The 19,200-nt window shown below is 42.8% G+C and carries 19 protein-coding genes; 6 read left to right on the top strand and 13 right to left on the bottom strand.

Annotation, left to right across the window (positions count from 1 at the left end; translation table 11 throughout):
- Positions 1-35: 35 nt before the first annotated feature.
- The 7 genes from TQ33_RS03395 to TQ33_RS03365 form a co-directional block, all read right to left on the bottom strand.
- A complete protein-coding gene (locus TQ33_RS03395) occupies positions 36-1,370 on the bottom strand; it encodes a class II fumarate hydratase (protein ID WP_046562269.1) in 1,335 nt (444 codons plus the stop codon).
- 103 nt (positions 1,371-1,473) lie between these two features.
- The gene (locus TQ33_RS03390) at positions 1,474-1,701 is read right to left on the bottom strand and encodes a SlyX family protein (protein WP_046560818.1); all 228 of its coding nucleotides are present in this window, start codon (positions 1,699-1,701) and stop codon (positions 1,474-1,476) included.
- A 19-nt stretch (positions 1,702-1,720) separates the two neighbouring features.
- Positions 1,721-3,007 (bottom strand): ABC transporter permease, encoded by a 1,287-nt coding sequence (locus tag TQ33_RS03385; RefSeq protein ID WP_046560817.1) that lies wholly within the window; start codon positions 3,005-3,007, stop codon positions 1,721-1,723.
- A gap of 13 nt (positions 3,008-3,020) precedes the next feature.
- Complete coding sequence (locus TQ33_RS03380) at positions 3,021-3,866, bottom strand: ABC transporter ATP-binding protein (protein WP_046560816.1); 846 nt, start codon at positions 3,864-3,866, stop codon at positions 3,021-3,023.
- A gap of 91 nt (positions 3,867-3,957) precedes the next feature.
- A complete protein-coding gene (locus TQ33_RS03375) occupies positions 3,958-4,440 on the bottom strand; it encodes a YchJ family protein (RefSeq protein WP_046560815.1) in 483 nt (160 codons plus the stop codon).
- Positions 4,440-5,864: a hypothetical protein gene (locus TQ33_RS03370; protein ID WP_046560814.1), complete on the bottom strand. Its 1,425-nt coding sequence runs from the start codon at positions 5,862-5,864 to the stop codon at positions 4,440-4,442. Before TQ33_RS03370 ends, TQ33_RS03375 begins: the two co-directional genes overlap by 1 nt.
- Positions 5,861-6,763 carry a recombination-associated protein RdgC gene (locus TQ33_RS03365; RefSeq protein WP_046560813.1) on the bottom strand — a complete coding sequence of 301 codons (903 nt, stop codon included), beginning with the start codon at positions 6,761-6,763 and terminating at the stop codon, positions 5,861-5,863. Before TQ33_RS03365 ends, TQ33_RS03370 begins: the two co-directional genes overlap by 4 nt.
- A gap of 166 nt (positions 6,764-6,929) precedes the next feature.
- On the opposite strand from TQ33_RS03365, the gene TQ33_RS03360 reads away from it, so the two are divergent.
- Positions 6,930-7,550 (top strand): FKBP-type peptidyl-prolyl cis-trans isomerase, encoded by a 621-nt coding sequence (locus tag TQ33_RS03360; RefSeq protein WP_046560812.1) that lies wholly within the window; start codon positions 6,930-6,932, stop codon positions 7,548-7,550.
- A 62-nt stretch (positions 7,551-7,612) separates the two neighbouring features.
- Here TQ33_RS03360 and TQ33_RS11605 read toward each other — a convergent pair whose 3' ends face one another.
- Positions 7,613-9,760 carry a pilin gene (locus TQ33_RS11605; RefSeq protein ID WP_052735179.1) on the bottom strand — a complete coding sequence of 716 codons (2,148 nt, stop codon included), beginning with the start codon at positions 9,758-9,760 and terminating at the stop codon, positions 7,613-7,615.
- 230 nt (positions 9,761-9,990) lie between these two features.
- On the opposite strand from TQ33_RS11605, the gene TQ33_RS03350 reads away from it, so the two are divergent.
- Complete coding sequence (locus TQ33_RS03350; RefSeq protein WP_052735178.1) at positions 9,991-10,839, top strand: DUF6279 family lipoprotein; 849 nt, start codon at positions 9,991-9,993, stop codon at positions 10,837-10,839.
- Here TQ33_RS03350 and TQ33_RS03345 read toward each other — a convergent pair.
- From TQ33_RS03345 to gshA, 5 genes are all read right to left on the bottom strand, one after another.
- Positions 10,836-11,585: a DUF3307 domain-containing protein gene (locus tag TQ33_RS03345; protein ID WP_046560810.1), complete on the bottom strand. Its 750-nt coding sequence runs from the start codon at positions 11,583-11,585 to the stop codon at positions 10,836-10,838. The two genes, TQ33_RS03350 and TQ33_RS03345, sit on opposite strands and share 4 nt — an antisense overlap.
- A gap of 38 nt (positions 11,586-11,623) precedes the next feature.
- Positions 11,624-12,271 carry a SatD family protein gene (locus tag TQ33_RS03340; RefSeq protein ID WP_046560809.1) on the bottom strand — a complete coding sequence of 216 codons (648 nt, stop codon included), beginning with the start codon at positions 12,269-12,271 and terminating at the stop codon, positions 11,624-11,626.
- A gap of 305 nt (positions 12,272-12,576) precedes the next feature.
- The gene (locus tag TQ33_RS03335; protein WP_046560808.1) at positions 12,577-13,029 is read right to left on the bottom strand and encodes a universal stress protein; all 453 of its coding nucleotides are present in this window, start codon (positions 13,027-13,029) and stop codon (positions 12,577-12,579) included.
- A gap of 143 nt (positions 13,030-13,172) precedes the next feature.
- The gene (gene putP / locus TQ33_RS03330) at positions 13,173-14,786 is read right to left on the bottom strand and encodes a sodium/proline symporter PutP (RefSeq protein ID WP_052735177.1); all 1,614 of its coding nucleotides are present in this window, start codon (positions 14,784-14,786) and stop codon (positions 13,173-13,175) included.
- 89 nt (positions 14,787-14,875) lie between these two features.
- Entirely contained in the window at positions 14,876-16,447 is a 1,572-nt protein-coding gene (gene gshA / locus TQ33_RS03325) for a glutamate--cysteine ligase (protein WP_046560807.1), read from the bottom strand.
- Between the two features lie 341 nt (positions 16,448-16,788).
- Between gshA and TQ33_RS03320 the strand changes: the two genes are divergently transcribed.
- The 4 genes from TQ33_RS03320 to TQ33_RS03305 are packed head-to-tail and all read left to right on the top strand — an operon-like array spanning position 16,789 to position 18,938.
- A complete protein-coding gene (locus TQ33_RS03320; RefSeq protein ID WP_144405939.1) occupies positions 16,789-17,877 on the top strand; it encodes a hypothetical protein in 1,089 nt (362 codons plus the stop codon).
- Between the two features lie 12 nt (positions 17,878-17,889).
- Positions 17,890-18,111: a hypothetical protein gene (locus tag TQ33_RS03315; RefSeq protein ID WP_052735176.1), complete on the top strand. Its 222-nt coding sequence runs from the start codon at positions 17,890-17,892 to the stop codon at positions 18,109-18,111.
- The gene (locus TQ33_RS03310; protein ID WP_046560805.1) at positions 18,108-18,593 is read left to right on the top strand and encodes a hypothetical protein; all 486 of its coding nucleotides are present in this window, start codon (positions 18,108-18,110) and stop codon (positions 18,591-18,593) included. The genes TQ33_RS03315 and TQ33_RS03310 overlap by 4 nt, the downstream gene beginning before the upstream one ends.
- 15 nt (positions 18,594-18,608) lie before the next feature.
- On the top strand, positions 18,609-18,938 hold the full coding sequence (locus TQ33_RS03305; RefSeq protein ID WP_046560804.1) for a hypothetical protein: 330 nt from the start codon (positions 18,609-18,611) through the stop codon (positions 18,936-18,938).
- The last annotated feature ends 262 nt before the right edge of the window (positions 18,939-19,200 follow it).

Genomic DNA, 19,200 nt, shown 5'->3' with positions numbered 1-19,200 from the left:
GTAATTTAGACCCTAAACCCCTAAGTTAGTTTACTTTAAGTCAATTTCTTTGGGTCTAAGACTTTAGATAATTCTTTCTCTGACATGGTGGTCAGCTCTACCGCCACATCTAAAATGGTTCTTGCTTCTTTTCTTGCTTTATACACGATTTCTGAAGCTTTTTCGTAGCCGACCTTTGGTGCTAAAGCGGTTGCCAAAATTGCATTTTTATTTAACAACTGGTCAAGTAACTCTTTATTAGGCTCGAAGTTTTTGATCGTATCAGCAATATGCAATGAAGAGTTGGTTGCCAGCTCTAGCGACTGATGCAAGTTGTACGCAATCATCGGCAACATCACATTAAGTTGAAAGTTCCCCGCCTGTGCACCAACGGTGATACTGGTATGATTACCTATGATTTGTGCAGCAGCCATCGTTACAGCTTCTGGTACCACAGGATTAACTTTACCTGGCATAATACTGCTACCCGGCTGAATCGCCTTTAGGCGAATCTCGCCCAAACCGCTGACAGGGCCACTATTCATCCAGCGTAAATCATTACTAATTTTCATCAAAGCGGTAGCGAGAGTATTTAAGATCCCCGATAAAGCAACACTCGAGTCTTGACCCGAAATACTCGCAAACGCATTTCCTGCTTTTTTATAGGGCAACCCCGTTTTATTTTTTAACTTTTCAACAAACAGGGATTTAAATTTAGGACTGCTATTGATACCCGTTCCAATAGCTGTACCACCTTGCGCTAACTCACTCACCTGAGAAATAATGTTCTTAAGATTTTTTAGCGTCAGTTGAATTTGGTAAGCCCAGCCCGACAACTCCTGCTCCATGCTCAGTGGCATCGCATCCATCAAGTGCGTGCGCCCCGTTTTAAGCACTGACTTGAGTGTTCTGCCTTTTGCTTTAATCGTTTCTATCAGACTTTCTACAGCCGGTATTAAATGTTTAATCAGCTGTTCAGTAGCCATCATAGAAATAGCGGTTGGAATCACATCATTACTACTTTGCCCCATATTCACATCATCATTTGGATGTATTGTTGTCCGCGTACTTGAAGCAATGTGAGCAACGACTTCATTAACGTTCATGTTTGTACTCGTTCCAGAGCCAGTCTGGAAGACATCAACTGGAAAGTGAGTGGCGTTAATTAGTCCGCTCTTAAAGAGCTTTTCAGTTGCTTTGATAATAGCTTGGGCTTTTGTTTTAGGCAGTTGACCAAGCTCAAGGTTGGTTTCAGCAGCGGTTTGCTTGATGGTAATAATTTGTTGAATAAACTCTAGCGGGAGCGTCAGTGAGCTGATATTAAAATTATCGACTGCTCGCTGGGTCTGTGCGGCATAAAGTGCATCTTGGGGGACTTTAACCTCCCCCATACTATCGGTTTCAGTACGAAATTGATTACTTTTACGACCTTGAGTCAAGGTAACCTCCTTCTATTAACTGTAACTGACAAGGCGGGTAACAAACAAAGCTCTGCTAATAATGTGGTGGCACCTCGTCATCTGGATTGAATGCCTTATTAGGCAGATTAGATTCAATCGTTTGAATCTTATCGCCAATAAGAGAAAACTTGGCCTGCATAAGGCGTATGATCTCGTCTTGCTTGGAGACGATACGATTAAGTTGTTCGATCGTATCGTCTTGAAAGGCGAGCTTCGTTTGAAGCTCATCTATTTGATGTTGTAAGGAATCTAGTGTACTCATTCAATTTAGGGTTATGAGGTTAGGCTTCCTCAAGTTTTACCATGCGCGTTCCTAAAATAAAAGCGACCACACCGATTGCGATTAAAATTAATACTGGCGTCATCATTTCTGCATAACTAAAGTTACGCCAAATCGCTCCTTCAAAAGCAACAATCGCCCACTTAACCGGGCTAAAATTACTGATGGCCTGCATCCAACCTGGCATTATAAACAATGGAATCATGGCTCCACCGACCATACCCATCATGAGTAAAAATGCGTTGGTGATACCGGCAACGGAACGTTCTGTTTTAGCTAGTGATGCAAAGAACATCATCAAGCCAACAAAACACACACCAGAAGCCACAGCAGCTAACACTAACTTAGGGAAGTTAAAGCGAACGCCTAGAATAAAGTATGCGACTAGGAATAATAACGCCACCACAGCTATTTGTGCCGTGAAACAACCCAGAGCTTTGCCCGCGACTATTTGTGTACGACTAATTGGCGCAACGATTAAACGATTCATAGTACCTAATGTTTTTTCTTGAACGAGACTTATCGCAAAACCGATAACACACCCCATGATAGCCCAGATAACACCCTGTGGAATTGTAATGGCAAAAGCGTTCTGTGGCCCCGCTCGCTGAACCACCTCTTCCTGCTTAGTAACTTTTAATGGCATCATCGGATTAGCTTCACCATCCCCACCAAAGGTAAACTCTGAATCACCCCCTAACTCTTGCTCAGTCAGTTGCTTCATTTTAGGCAGGTAATCCCCCAGCAAAGACTTCCACTCAGCAGGGATGCCATCACTTTGTTGAATTTCAGCCATTGAAGTATCTAACTGCTCAATCATTGCAGAGGGATCAGAAAATGCTTGTTCAAAACGATTAATACCAAGTTTCATCAAAGAACCTTCGAGGTAACCAGCTTCAGCGGTTCGCGAAGGATCAATGCCGACGAGAATCTCAGGAGGGCTACCAGAAAAGACGCCTTGGTAATCTTCTCCAAACCCTTCGGGCAAAATAAAATAAGCCACACGCTTGCCACGACGGACTAAATCTTTAGCTTTATCTTCAGTGGTCAAGGTAACCGTAAACTCATCCGCATCATCAATGCTTTTCACAAACTGCTGAGATTGCTCGGTTTGATCCAAATCAACCACAGCAACTTTCAAGGCTTTTGAACCACCACCATCGCCAGAGAATATCGAACCAAATATAAAAGCAAACACTAGAGGGAATACAAAGGTGAAGAACACCGCCATCTTGTCCCGAAATAACAACTTAATATCTTTTTTCATCAAAGCTACAATTTTTTTCATGTCGATACTCCCCTTAGTCCCTTAGTTGACGGCCGGTTAAGTTCAAAAATACTGCTTCAAGATCCGGCCTATTCACAGAAATATCGTGCACTTTATTGCTTGCCTGTAGCGCTTGGATGAGGTCATTGGAAACATCGCTAGACTTAAATTCTTTAACACCTTGATCTGAGCTAATGCTAATCTGCGTCTCTCCACCATGCTGATTCAACAGCTCACTGACAGTTCCTAATGCCAATAACTGCCCATGGTCAATAATCCCAACCTGGTCACACAGCTTTTGCGCTTCTTCCATGTAGTGAGTAGTGTAGATAATGGTCTTACCCAGCTCTTTCAATTCCAAAACATTATCAAACAACTTATTACGCGACTGAGGATCAACACCCGCCGTTGGCTCGTCCATAAAGATAAAATCAGGATCATGCAACAACGAAGCTGCTAAGTTTAAACGACGCTTCATGCCTCCTGAAAAGCCAGAAACTCGATCACCTGCCCTGTCTTTTAACCCAACAAAGTCTAAAGCCCAGTCCATTCTGGACGCTAAATCACCTTTAGGGATATCGTAAAGCGAAGCAAAAAACGATAAGTTATCAGTAGCTGTCAGTTCTTCATACAAAGCAATACTTTGCGGGATAAGACCGATTTTATAGCGTGCCTCTTTTGACTGAGGGTTTAACCCGGACAAACTAACCGAACCTGAATCAGCTTCAATCAATCCTGTCATCATAGAAATGCTAGTACTTTTTCCTGCGCCATTAGGCCCCAATAAACCGAATATTTGTCCAGGATGTATTTCTAGTGATACATCTTTGACGGCATGAATATTTCCAAACCGTTTATTTAAAGAATTTACTTGAATCATTCCTTCCCCTTTTAAATTATTTTCCAACATCTAATCTACATTAGATGCTCAGTGAAGGGAAAAGGTTTAGTCGCTTATAAAACTGAGGGGGTTAAAGGCAGCAGCGCTTTGCTTTTAAGCCACTGCCACAAGGACATGATTGGTTTCTGTTAATTTTTTCAGAGGATTTTGGCTGAAACTGACCATCGGTATAGAACCAGTAACCGTTTTCTAACACAAAGTTTGAAATTTCATGAAGGGTATGGAGTTTATCTTTATCAATAAAGCTCGCTTTAAATTCTACAACGCCAGAGTGTTTCTGTTGCGAGCTCTCCACGACCTCTAAGTGGCACCACCGAGTGGATTGAGCGCTTTGAGTAAATTCCTCTGGGCTAGTGTTGCCACGGAAATCCTGATGATGAGTATCATGGATATACTGGCCTAAAGCAAAATAATAGGCGCTATACCGTGACCGCATCAGTTGCTCAGGCGTTGTCGCCACCTTCTCCCCTAAGTGTAGCGGCTGGCAACACTCCTCATACTTTAGAGGGGTTTTGTTACTTGTCTTGCCACAGGGGCACACTTCAGACTGCATTACTCCTCTGGTAACTCACAATAACCAAACATACATCGCGCTTTGATTTCTTCTCGGATTTCTTCGGGTAGCTGCTGCTCCCAATCACCTTGTCCGAGAGGGATCTTGGTTGCAATATGGCGCGCTGAAATGTGTAAGTGTTTGTCGTTCCAGTTTTTAACCGGCACTAATAACTTGTTATGAGTTAAATGCTTAAGAATATATTTGGCATCATCATCAACCTCAACATTGTCCAACGTAATCAAGGTATTATCACGACGTGTGGGGTAAACATATACATTGGTGTTACCCGAAAATAGCTTACCCATAGCCTCAAGGATGCCACCTTCTAGACCTTTATAGTACTTAGCGTCAAACAGCTGATCGAAGTCTAGAATACTCAGCACAATGCCGATTCGGTTTTGCGTATAGCGACGCATCCAAGATCGTAGTCTAAAGAAACGGAGGTAATCAGAAATTAATACGTTATAACCAAGCTTGTTCAGCAAATCGACTCGCGCTAAGAAGTCTGCGTCTTCGGTTTCAACATCACTATCCAGCTCCGCCATGGTAATTTCTGCGACAGTACACACCTTATCGTTTTGCACGCCCTCTTCTTCGAGGAATTGCTTCATCGCCGCTTCAGTCATATCCACATGGACCTTAGTCGGTGGCTTAAATGACCCACGAATGACCAAGACATCTTTTTTACGAAGCAGGCTCATCGGCACTTCAGAGCTGCCTTTGGCATCAAACATGACGGCACGACAACACCATGAGCGAACCAAATGTAGGTTCATTAGACGGTTTTCGACTGATTCAAAGTGATGGCCTGAGAAATGGATCAAATCAATCTCAATTCGCTTTTGACCAAATGGGTTAATCAGGTTATCCAACAAAGACTCAATGAAAACTTTGGGTTCTTGATGGTAGTGGAAGGCACCATAAACCACGTTAACGCCTAAAATACCTAAGGCTTCGGATTGCTCACGATTGGTGTCATCCAGCATCCTAACGTGCATCAGAATTTCGCTAGCGGGAGCACCTGGCTCAAGCTGAAGTCGAATACCTATCCAACCATGGCACTCATTCTTCTGGCTATAACTTTTTGCCGTCACTGTAGCCGCATAGCTGAAATATAAGGTCTCTTCTGGGCGCACAGCGTCTAAGCGCTTGTGCAATAAGTCATATTCATAATCGAGCATCTGCTCTAAGCGTTCGCGACTAACGTAACGCCCAGCTTTACCATAGATATCATCACTGACCTGCATATCATAAGCAGACATGGTTTTTGCAACCGTACCCGCAGCCGCGCCCGCTGAAAAAAACTGGCGTGCAACTTCTTGCCCCGCGCCGATTTCAACAAATGTGCCGTACTGTTGGTTATTAAGATTAACCGCTAACGCTTTCTGCTCTGTTGTCAGGCTTTTATCGTGCTCAATCATTCTTTGTCCGTATTGACTTTGAAATGTTGCATTAACTCTTTAATGAATTGTGCCATAGTTTGCGTCATTAACACAAAATCAGCATCTAAACGTGCCAATTTATCTTGTGAATCGATATCATCGTTCTCTTTTAACAACTCATCATCAAACTTAAGGCTCTTCAGCAATAAGTCGCTTGTTAGCACAGAGCTAAACTCATCAGGCTTGCGTAGCCCCATTTTTTGCACCCAGAAGCCATCTTCCAGCAACTCTTTGACCAGTTCTAAATCTTGCTCACCTTTAATCTTGATCACGCGGTCATCTTTGGGATCTTGTAAATCAAACTGTCCGGTGAGCTCCAGATTGCTCGGCAAGCCGCCCAAAACCCACTGATTCATGATGGACCCTGGACTTTCTTCGCCCATCAGGCGTACAGCACCCAATGAACCTAAGGACTCAATCAGAAGTTCAACAAAAGCATCCGCAGCACTAGCACTGCCCGCATTCACCACTAATAATTCATGCCGAGTATCAATATACCCATAGACATGATTAGACTTTGTTAAGGCTTTAGGTTTTAGTAGGCTCAGAATATCGTCTTTCAGGTTGGCTTTTTCCTTGCCATAAACTTTCCTTCCTTCAGCATCTTCAATTTGAGCGACTCGATCTTCCAACGCTTCTTTGACCATGCTGGCAGGAATGACTTTTTGCTCTTTGCGCATCGACAGTAAAAAAGCTCCATTGGCACAGTAGACCAAGCTTTCATGGCCTCTTCCTAACGGCGATACCCAGCCAAAAGCGTCGGTCTCTTGCCTGCCTATTTCTTTAAAGCTTTGATTTTTAAGACTTTCTTCCAAAGAACTTTCTGAGTGCTCAAATTCTGAGCTGAGATAATAAATAAAACAGTTTTTAAACCACATAAGACAAAGCCAGCATCGATTAGACTGCGTATTATGCCAAAACCAACTGCCGATACTAGCCATGATTTAGGTTTTTACATTAATTCCTAAGAATAAATGTCTATCGGCTTTAAAAATTGGAAATAACCCCCATTAGAACTTCTTAGACACCTATGACGGAGACTCCATGTCAACTACAGATTTTTCTACAACTGAAGCAAAGGCTTCATACGGTATAGGCCTTCAAATGGGCCAACAGGTCAGCGGCGCATTCCCAGGCGTTACTATTGATGCAGTTATCGCTGGCATCCAAGACGCCTTCGCTGGCAACGAATCTCAAGTTTCTAACGAAGACCTAAACGCGGCCTTCCAAGAAATTCAAAAGATCGTTGAAGAAGAAAACGCCCAAAAAGCAAAGGAATTTGCTGCTGAAGGCGAAGCTTTTCTAGCTGAAAATGCTAAGCGTGATGAAGTCACTGTTTTAGACAGCGGCCTTCAATACGAAGTGATTACAGAAGGCTCTGGCGAGATCCCAACAGCTGAGTCTACGGTTAAAACACACTACGCAGGCACATTAGTAAATGGCCAAGAGTTCGATAGCTCTTATAAACGCGGTGAGCCTGCTGAGTTCCCTGTTGGCGGCGTGATTCCTGGCTGGACTGAAGCACTGCAAAAAATGCCTGTAGGGTCTAAGTGGAAACTTTATGTTCCATATAACCTTGCTTATGGTGAGCGTGGTGCTGGTGGTGCCATTGGTCCTTACCAAGCATTAGTATTCGATATTGAATTATTAGACATCGTTGCTTAATAATTTTCTTCGAGCATAAAAAAGGTGAGCAAATGCTCACCTTTTTTATTTAGCATCAAGCATTATCGACACTGAACCGGTCGATACTTTTCTTCAACCGTACCACCAGTACAATCCCAATAGGTAATTCGGTCTCCATCAAACATCGGTACATACACTAAAGTCTGAGGGCCATAGCCTAAGCGATCGTTTTTAAAGAACATCGTAATGACGCCATCATTGACCACAATCTTCTCAATCACTGAATTTTCATAATCTTCTGCTGCTTGAATACTTTCAAAGCCATTATCCAAGTCCTCAACCTCAGCCCCAAGAATCAAGGCCTCTGTAATTTGCACCTTCACTGCTTCAGCGGCATAAGTCGCCGCAGACATTTCAGCACGAACGGTATAATCCTGATAAGCCGGTATGGAAACAGCCGCTAAGATACCGATAACAGCAATGGAGCTGGTTGAGCCCAGACCGTGTAACAAGTCAGTCCCACCATTCTCAAAAGCGAACTCCAGCCCTAAGATGTTATTGTCTGAACGTAGGCCGAAACTAATCGCTCCTTTTTCAGGGAAACCTAACTGATTTGCCGTAGGGAAAGAAAGCAAGTCTACTTCAGCACCTGATAGGTCCGATAGAATCATCAATAACTCAAGATAGTAGTGGTAACTGCTTCGCGATAAATCCTCAACCGATGATGAGAACCCCAGTAAAGTCCCTTCTGGATTATACCCCTGCTCAGCTTTAAACCAATCCGCTACTGAAGTGTCTGCACCACGCTCTTGTCTTTCCAACAGTAACTGCGGGACGGAAGCAAAAATTACCTGACTGCCTTCTATTGTCCAAAATACATTCTCTCTATAATTTCTGAGCAGTGTAGGTCCAAACTCAGAGCCATCGCTTGAGTTCACTCCCAAGCCATCGCCGATAGGCGACATGGCCAAGTGGTGAATTTCAGTATTACCTTGCTGGTATGTCTTATAATCGACCGTCGCTGTTTCTTGTGCTTTTTTCATTAAAGCAGCAACATCACTCGGGGTATAAGTTACCGCGGCGAAGATTCCAACTCGATCTTTGAATATAACAACTTCGGGCCCAAACGTATTGAGTAATGTCTCAATGCTACTGCCAAGCTCTTTTTGTGTATTTTGATTTATCGCTTCCCAAGACTTAACACCGTCAATACCTTCCTGATGCAGTTTATCGATCAACTTTTTAGCCTGCTCAGCCGTCGGAATAGAGATAACAGAAGCCCACTTTGGAGTACCGACAGATTTAATTGTAATATCATTACTTACCGCTGGTAGATATCGGCTCTGATCATCAATTGGCATATCTACCAATAACTTTAAGCGTGTTTTACCACCACTTACGCCATAACCAAATGCTAAACCTTCCGCTTTATCAAGACTAAATTCTTTTAGCTTGGCGAGCTTCTGCGGCGGCAAGCCCATTTGCATGAATGGCATAGCGTTTTTAGGGCTAGCCCAGACAAACAAACCTTCATGGCTGGAATCAATTTCCTGCTCCAGCTTTAACATCTCATGCTTTTGGTTAGGCTTTATGGTCGACGCTGCATTCTCAAGGCTTGTTACTGAGGAACCCATGCCACTAATTAACAACAGTTGCCGCTCGTTAGAGTCATAACGATAATAAACGGCAGCGCCAGGCCCAAAGCTTACGATACCTGTGGCTTGATCTTCTTGAGGCATCACGCTGGCATTAGGTATAGCTTTTACCAATTCCGAAAAAGCTGCATTAAAACTGTTGTCATCACTATAATCTAACCGCGTTGCCATAAATACAACTGGCTGGCCATTCTGGCTAACGAACGCTATCTCGACAGGGCCTTTAGTATGCTCCACATAAAACTGCGCTAAAGGCTTAACCTCATCCTCTAACTTGCTGATGATATTATCCTGAACGCCCTGTTGAATCTGCTTAACCGCTTCAACATGATGCTGATTGCCTAATGCGTACTTAAAGCTATCATCCTTAGCTGAAAAACCTGACCATGGATTAGGTATACGTGCATAAGCCACCGTATTTTCGGGCAAAGCGCTGTATAACCAAGCGCTCTCGGTTACTCGTTCTATATCAAAGCTTGGCTTCGCAACACTTTTCTTCTCCGAGTCTGAGCACCCAGTAAGAATCACCCCCCAAACCAGCGAAGCGACGACTAGTTTCTTAAGCGATAAGCCGCCAGTAAATAATGTATTCATGGAATCCTCTTTATCATTTTGTGATGACGTCCTTTAGGGCATGCCCCTATAAAATCATCGCTAAGTGTATTACGAGCCGTTTTTTTTCTCAATTAGTACGAAACTGACGAACCTTAAATTCACATAATATTCAGGCTTATCGTTTAGTATTTATATTTTGATACAGGATATATTTGCTAATTAGCCGTTAATTGCCTAGGTTATAGACACACGCAAAAGAGGATATACATTTGAAGTCCCCAAAAAGAATCATCATTATTACGCTTACACTCCTGACCTTACAAGGCTGCGGCTTACAGTTTTGGTATAACCGCATTGCTTGGTTATCGACTTGGTACGCCGATGATTACGTGACCTTAAGCTCTACACAAGAAGAGCGCATTGAAGCGTTAGTAGAAAAGCACGCCTACTGGCATAGAACGACACAGCTTCCTCGCTATAATCAGTTTATTGGAGATCTATCAAGCGACCTTCGCAAACGAAATTTAGAGCAAACCTATGACAGCTACAGTGATCGTCTTTCTGATTTTTATCAGACCATTTTAAACCAAGTTCTGGATGATGCTGTTGAAGAGCTATCTCTTCTAAATGATAAGCAAGTCGATGAGTTGATTAAAAATATAAACTCATCTGCAAAAGAGCAAGCCGAAGAGTATCAAAATACCGATAAAGAAGATCGGGCAGAGCAAGAGCTTGAGGAAGCTATCGACTATTATGATGAGTGGTTTGACGATCTTACTGAAGAGCAGGAAACCATTATTAAGAGCATGGTTAAAAACACTCAACCTACTTTTGGGCTTAGAAGTCAATATCTAAGTAAGTGGCGAGAAGCTTTCCATCTGGCACTTCAAGAACGCCGCACTGAGTCTGGCCAAAAAGCGCTTTATAGCTTACTGCGCAAGCCCCGTCAGTTAAGCTCTCTTGAGCTTAAGCAACTTAGAGAGCGAAACCAGGAGGTTTTCAAAACCCACCTCATCGAACTCTTCAACACCTTATCTGATGAACAGATCGAACACTTTATCGAGTTCCTTAACGACTATCGTGAAGACTTTAAGGACTTAATTCAGGACGCGAATTAAACTAGTCCTTTGAAATACACATAACCCAAACTGATGGCGATGGCGAGACCAAAGCTAATCAAGGTTCCTATCAAAATATACTCGGTTAAACGGCGATCATGAGCGTCTTTCAGATCGCCAAACCGGAACACTGATTTCGCAGCGAGCAAGAAACCCACGCCTTCCCAGTGTCCCGTCACAATAAATACAAAAATGAATAAGCGCTCAAGAAAACCGATATAGCTACCAGCGTTAGCTAACGAGTGATTTGTGTTGCCCGGGTCATCGACACTTAAAGGAGTCCAGCGAGATATCAGCACTTTAATGATAATCGACGAGACACGAGTAAGTAACAACAAAGCTATTGCCAGCAGCCACAGTTGTTCTGCATCAATAGCAATATCATAGAGCTCAGGAAAGTAGTAACCAACTACCGCGACGATAATAACGACATGAAGTAGCTGATCAATAATGAATAAACTTCTTCGATTAAAGAATAAGGAAGCTTCTTGATTTATATAACGGCTACTGACCGACTTAAAGCCGTCAATCACATAATGTGTTACCACCAGTAATAACCATCCCAACCAATACTGTGGTGAAAATGCAAATGCCATGGCATATAAGGCTGCATGAACTAGCGAGTGCCATACCAGTTTTTTTGATACAAAGGCTTTGCGCTCTTTGTCTTTGACCCATGATAGCGGTTGGATTAAAAAATCAGCGACTAAATGTGCCATCAATAATTTTAATAATAGTATGGTCATGACCTACCCTGTTTCGTTTTAATACACCTTCTCGGCACTTATATTCGCTCTTTGATCGCAGCTCGATAATACTCTTCCACATCTCGAATCGCGTCATAACCTGCGCGCGATAAACGCTCACTGACACGGCTTTGCGGTATTGCTAATAGCGCCGCAATTTCTTTCTGTGTCGCCTGCGGATGCTCTAGACTGGCCGCAACCACCTCAGCACTGGTTTCAGACCAATCATCAATCGTTAATAACGCTAACTTGATGAACAGATTAATCGCTTTATCAAAATCTTGCCAGGGAGTTTTTACAGCAAGCGTCTGTTTTTTGAGCGAGTCGAACTTTCTCCCCGAATTCACGAAGGCTTCGCCGTTCGACTGCAATACTTGGTCTGCATGATGCTCTAAATCACCCACACCGATAGCCATGCGCACATCCAGTTCTTTATAACGCTTAATCACGGCTTTAAGCCTTAGCGCTACACCAAATGCATCTTCCGCTTTATACACAATCAGTTGAAAGCTATCACCACGATAAATTTGCCAGTCACGAGGACTTTCTCCATAGTACGACAGCTGTTTTTTTAGCGCAGAAAGCCAATCGTCACCTTGCTCACTATTTTGTGAATTGACAATATCACCTGTAATTACAGCGACTTGTGGGATTTTTTTTTCACTCGAGCTAGTTTTATCACTCATACCTTAACCTCTACTTTGCATTGCTCTTAAAAAGTAAAGCTTTTGCAATGCAACTATACGCCAAATAACGTATATGCGATAAATTACGCTTATTTCCGTATAATGTCAAATATGCGTTATTCTGCGTATTTAACGGTACTGGTAAATCGCTCCATGAGTTACGCTCAAAGAGCGGCTGACTAAGTAGCGTTATTTGGAGATCCAGTAGATGCCCCTAGAGCGGGGCTGGTAACGTGAGAGGGTGAGGATTGTCGAGCCACTATGAGGCGTATGCTATAAGGGGGCTTACAAGCAACCGTCATGGCTTAGTCTTTGGTCTTCATCTGAACGCTAAGCACATCACAAGGAGCGCCGTGCAAAACACCGTTAGCGGTTGAACCCAGTAGCAGCTCCCAGCCATTTTGACCATGAGTACCAATAACAATCAGATCGCAGTTATGGTCATCGGCAAATTTTTTAATCACCCGTGAAGGCTTGCCTATCTCAATATGCTGCTTGCTTTCTGAGATGCCGAAGTGCTCAGCCAACTTTTCTAAGCGCTTCTTCTTCGCCTTTAAAGCCTCCTGCTCAAGATCTTCAGTATTAACCACCACAGCGCCAAAAGGTGCGCCAGCCCACAAGCCAGCGTCAATCGGTTCGGCAACATGAAGCAACTCTATTACCCCGCCTTCCGCCAACACATTTTGAGCTTTTTTGATGACTTTTTTGCTTTCTTTTCGCAAGTCAACGGCAACCGCAATATGATTATACAGTGACATAATTAACTCCTTGTTAATAAAGCCTATCCTTCAACTTTATCATAGCAATCGTAGGAAATCTTGCGCGAGATACTCAAGTATTTGAATAATAACAGGTATAAAAAAACGCCCAATAAAGGGCGTTTTTTATTTACGCGACAGAACTAGCTTTTGTACTTCTTGAATTCATTGCTGTACCACTCGAATTGGTTCGCGGTTTGCTCACCAACCGTCGTCAATTTACTAACAATGTAAATGGTCAACATAGCAATGATAAAGCCCGGTAGTAGCTCATACAGGTCGAACAGAGCAATATCAGTATTGCTACCAATATAGTCCCAGACCAGTACTGACACCGCACCAGCAATAATACCGGCTAGCGCACCCTGACGGGTCATGTGCTTCCACAGTAACGATAGGATAATCACTGGACCAAAGGCCGCACCAAAACCAGCCCAAGCCTGTCCCACTAAGTTAAGTACGTTTTTGCTTTCTCCTAGCGCTACCCAAATACCAATGCCCGCTACTAGAATCACCACAAAACGATTCACCCAAACCAGCTCTTTTTCAGAAGCATTTGGACGCATGTGTGGCTTATAGATATCTTCTGTTACTGAGCTTGATACCGCTAATAGTTGCGAATCAATCGTACTCATCACCGCCGCCATAATGGCTGCCAATAAGAAGCCAGCTAACCATGGGTTAAACAGGGCTTGCGTTAGCAATAGGAATACTTTCTCAGCGCCAGCGCTAGTATTAAGTGTATTCACTTCTTCTTGCGTTAATAGCTTGTATTCGCTTGCTGCAAAGTCACCACCGAAGTAAGCGATACCAGCAAAACCAACAAATACAGCACCTAATACACAAATCGCCATCCAAGTCATACCGATGCGACGTGCTTGCGGCACAGTATTAACACTCTTAATTGCCATAAAGCGAGCAAGGATGTGTGGCTGACCGAAGTAACCGAGACCCCACGCCATCAGTGACAAGAAGGTAATCCAAAGGAAAGCACCGTTTTCGTCAAATAAGCCTGCGGTAAAGCTCGCTAAGTTATCTTTACCCATGGCTTCACCGGCTTTCTGTACGCCTTCGGTAATACCCGCTAAGCCGTTGTATTCGACCAACAAAACAACAGGTGCTACAACCAGCGAAATCGCGATAATTAGACCTTGGAAAAAGTCAGTCCAGCTCACAGCTAAGAAACCACCAAGGAAGGTATAGGAAATAATAACGATAGTGCTGACTAAAAGCGCCGTGTTGTAGTCATAGCCAAAGCTTGATTCAAACAACTTACTGCCTGCGACTAAGCCAGAACCAATGTAGTAGCCATAGAACACAATCATGACAACCACCGCTGCAATACGTAACCACTTACCGCCGTCATGGAAACGACCAGCAAAGTAATCCGGTAAGGTCAGTGCGTTGTCAGCAATTTCAGTGTAAGAACGTAGACGACCGGCAATAAACTTCCAGTTAATGTAAGCGCCGATGATTAAGAATAAAGCAAGCCAAGACTCAGATAGTCCGGAGAAGTAAATCGCGCCTGGAAGCCCCATCAGAATCCAACCACTCATATCTGATGCGCCAGCACTCAATGCCGTTACTGCACCGCCTAAGCCACGACCACCAAGCATGTAATCGCTGGAATCATTAGTTCTTTTATAGGCCCAGATGCCAATAGCTAGCATAAATATTAAGTAAAGTCCGAAAGCAACTTCAATCGGACCAATACTCATTCCCCAAAGCTCAAATAATGCTGTACTGTTAGAGTCCATACTACTCCTCTAAAATTAAGTTAGTTTGACTCAGCAACGCTTCTTTGAGCATGGTTTTGCACAACCTACTCTACAACTTTATCAGCAACCTATATTGCAAAGTATTGCTCAAGATATTCTTCAAAGCTAAGCGTTTCACTCTTCTCAATCAACTGTTGATCAATGATTGATTTCTCAGCTTCTTGCGCAAATAACTCCTGTATTTGCGGCTCAACTGTTTGTGATAAAAACTGTTGCTGAGCTTTTGTAGAAAGCTCCATCGTATAGCCAAAATATCCTTTACCACTACGCTTTATAGCGTCATAGTAGAGGCCAGACAAAGTCTTTGATGGATCCTTTGCCATATCAATAGCTTCGGATAGTGCCTTCGTATAAGCACGCGTATGGTTACATTTATCGAGCAAGACTGCAACCGGACGCATTTCCTCAAAAATCTGCAAACTCGCCTCTTTTAGGGGTAAAGAGCGGTTATTTCGCAATAAATTCAAGTCAGGTTTGCGTCCGTAATAAACCACTCGACGGAAGTTTTCATCATTTTCTGCATTCTCACGATCCGACTGATTCTTGCTCTCCTGTAACAAGCAGAACAACATGAACACATCTAAAAAGTCGACTTGAGACTGGCTGATACCGACCGGATCAAATGGATTTAAGTCTAATGAGCGAACTTCAATATACTGCACACCCGCTCGGTTCAAGGCCTGTGTCGGACGTTCACCACTTTTAATAACACGTTTAGGACGGATCTTGGCGTAATACTCATTCTCGATTTGCAGCAAATTGGCGTTGAGCTGTCGGTACTCACCATCAACCTTCACACCAAGTTCTTGGTAGAACTCGTCAGGTGTTCGAATTGCTCTTTCCAGCTCCGCAGTGTACTCATGTAAGTCATTATGGCGAATAGAAAATTTCGCCTGCGCATTGTTCTGATACCCTAAATCACTCATGCGCAACGAGGTCGAGTAGTCACCATACATGGTGCCATCGGAGTCCTCGGTTAAGAAGGCACCGCCCTCACCCTTCATGAACGACTTACAAATTGCAGGAGACGCACCGAATAAATAAGGAAGTAACCAGCAATATCGCAAATAATTGCGGATTAACCCCAAGTATTGATTCGAGATAAAGTCCTGTAACTCGGACGAGTCACCATAGAACTGTTGATAACTGGGCCAAAACTCATCCGGTAGCGAGAAGTTATAATGAACCCCAGCAATGGTCTGCATATATCGACCGTACCGATAACCAAGGCCACGCCGATAAACATGCTTCATCATGCCCACATTCGACGAACCATACTCCGCCAACGGAACATCATCTTCCTTGGTCATAATACACGGCATACTACCCACCCACAGCACTTCATCATCCATGTGCTGATAAATATAACTATGGATATCATCCAACCACTTGCGAGGAGCCTCGCGACCTTGAGCCACAGGCGTAATCAGCTCAGGCAAAGCCTCCGAGTAATCAGTGGTGATATATTGATTGGTTAACGCCGAGCCCCACTCTTTAGGGTGTGGTCTCTTTGATAAATAACCATCAGGCGTCACGCGCAGGCTTTCTTTTTCCACACCACGGTTAATTCGCGTCAACGATTCCGCAGCTTCTGACTCAATAAAGGATAAAGCAGACCTATTCAATTTAGGTTCAAACATATCTCATGGGCGGGATAGAAAATAGTTCGCTTACTATGCCACAGTGTTCCATAATTTTGAAGATAAGTGTTTGTTATACAATCTATACGGACTATGCATAGATTGGAAATTTCTATCATCGAGTGGCATACTTCAAGGCTCGGGAATAATAATGAATAATATGCATGAAGCTTTCTACTAAAATTCTAATGGCCTTTTGTGTTATTGGGGGCATACTAGCGATACCTCTAGGGTTACTCTTAATCGATGACGAGCTAATCCCAGAAACTGAAGCCTGGATTCAGAAAACACAGTCTGAGCTTGCCTCCCCCAGTGAATCTTATTATTACTTTCTCGGCATCATGGCGCCGAAAGACAAAGACCCTGTAACGCTAGGGAAAAAGCTTCATCAAAAAGCACTATCAGCAAATCCTCAACAGAAGGATAGACCTTACCATATTTCTGGGAAACAACTAGCTACTTATAGACCCCAAGATTACTGTCAAGTCTATAAAAGAAACTGTTTTTCATTATTGCTTAACTCACATCTAGCTGATGAAATCATAGAAAAGAACTCAATACTCATTAAGAGGTATGAAACATTTATTAGTTACCCGAACTATCATCAAAGCCATCCTGCTCATGACTGGTCAAGCAATCCTGATTATAAAGGTTTAGGATTTGCACATGAGGTCACTTTAATTAAAGTCCTAAAGTCTCTGGCTCACAACAGTAAGTCAGGTCAAAACACTCTGAAGCAGCTTGAGTCAGCTTTAAAGGAAAAGCTTGCTCAATCGGGTACGCTACTAGAAAAGATGTTCTACTTAGCTTTACTCAACCAAACTTTAGAGTTTAAAAACTTAGCCTATAGCGAGAATATCCTTAAAAAAACCAGACTTAGCGACAGACTTTCTAAAAAAGAATTAGCTTTAACTAAAGCGGTTAGGTTTGACTTGCTCTCTCATTACTATGTCAATAAACATCTTATGCGAAACCAGAACAAGCTTATTATGCCATTCTTACTAAAGCCAAATATGACTGCTAACAAACTTACTAATTTTTTAGAGTATTTTAAGCTATTTGATTATATGACTGCTGAGGATAAAGTATCTTATAAGTTTGATTACGTTGAGGAATACACTTTGCTTGAAAGCGTTAGAAACTATGTTGGTTATACCCAGTCTCTGATAGATCTTGTGCCATATAAATCATATGCAATCAGGCTTCACGATCTAGACGCCAAAATAGCCGTGTTGAACTGGCGCTTACAACAACCTCATAATGCAAAAATCGATGAAGCATACCTTGAGCGACACGACACAGCGAAACTAAACCCTTACAAGACAGGTAGCTTCTTCATTAAAGAAGAAGAGTTGGACAAACAAAAGCTTCTCTGCGTGCCACTTGAACAACATAGAGACCCCAGAAACGTAAGATGTGTACAGTTATAAAAGGAAGATACCATGAGTAATAAAAACAAACCGTCAATGGCGCAAATTTTTGTCGCCTTCCTAATCGCTTTTTTTGGCTCAAAAGTTATCTTTCACTTTATGGACTTTAACTATAGTTTGTTCAAAGATCCTTTTGATATAGGCAAACTATTAATAGATATCGGCGTTTTCTTTGGTCTATTCTTTATCGGTATGATGGTTTATACCTTATTTTCTGTGAGAAAAGCATCATGAATCTTACTAAGAAGGCTTTCATTATCATTGTCCTTACCTTAACAGCGCCGCTTGCTGCTGAAGCAAACACAGATTACGAACTGTTTATAAAGAAAGATTTAGAAAAGTTAGTAGGGACCGCTCAACTCTATAAAGAGTTTAAAAATAGCTCATGCGGAGAACTGCTCGATAAAGACTTTCCGAACCTGGTCAAGAAGATACATACTTCGCTTAGAGAAATTGAAACTGAGGTGAAGCCTCAGTATCCCAAAGTATGGCAAGAGGTCACAGCTGAAAATAGCAAGATGAATAAACAAGCCGAAAAGTGGATATCTCAAAGAATCGAGAAACTCCCTAGCTTAAGCAGCAACCAAGACTTTGGTTGTGGCGTAATCTTTGGAGAATTACTCAGCTTTGGTTACCGGTTTGAGAGGGATCGTGTTAGTTTGATGATCAACCTTAGAAAAGCGTCAGAAAATCAATCAGAATCATTAGTCAAATAAAAGAAGGAACCGGATATGGAAGCATTAATCAGTTTAATAATTATAGTTGTCCTACTTGTATTACCACTAAAGTTCGCTGCACAGTTTATCGGCGCAAAAAATACAGGCTTCTTCAACTGCCTATTCGCCCTAATCGTCTCCGCCCTATTCCAATATGGCGTAAACCACTTCTTCCCAAATTTAGACAACACCTACGGCTGGCTAGTCACTGTACCTGTCGCCGCCATTGCCTATATGCTCGTTTTAGGCACAAGCTTCATCAAAGGTGTTTTAATCGCCATTGTGCAAGTTATCTTAGCTGTGTTATTGACCGCTTTAGTCGCGAGTTTAATGGCGGGAGTTTAGATTAATAGTGGTTTCGCTACTCAGCGAGTTACTTTCTCTTGTCTGGTCAAGAGAAAGTAACCAAAGAGAAGCCCACCCCAGACGCTAGGTGCTTCGCACTCCCCTCGCTCAACAAAGTTACTCACGCGCCATCAAACTCGACATCCTGTCTCGTTTTGATTAAATTGGGCTCTCCCTGCCCAATTTACGCTATAACTTTGCCTCACTCGGCTAGCTTTAAGGGGTAACTGGAGCAAGCCTGACACACCTAACTTCTCCAAAC

The organism is Kangiella geojedonensis (assembly GCF_000981765.1).
Taxonomy (GTDB): Bacteria; Pseudomonadota; Gammaproteobacteria; order Enterobacterales; family Kangiellaceae; genus Kangiella; species Kangiella geojedonensis.
This window is presented reverse-complemented; position numbering and strand designations above follow the sequence as displayed.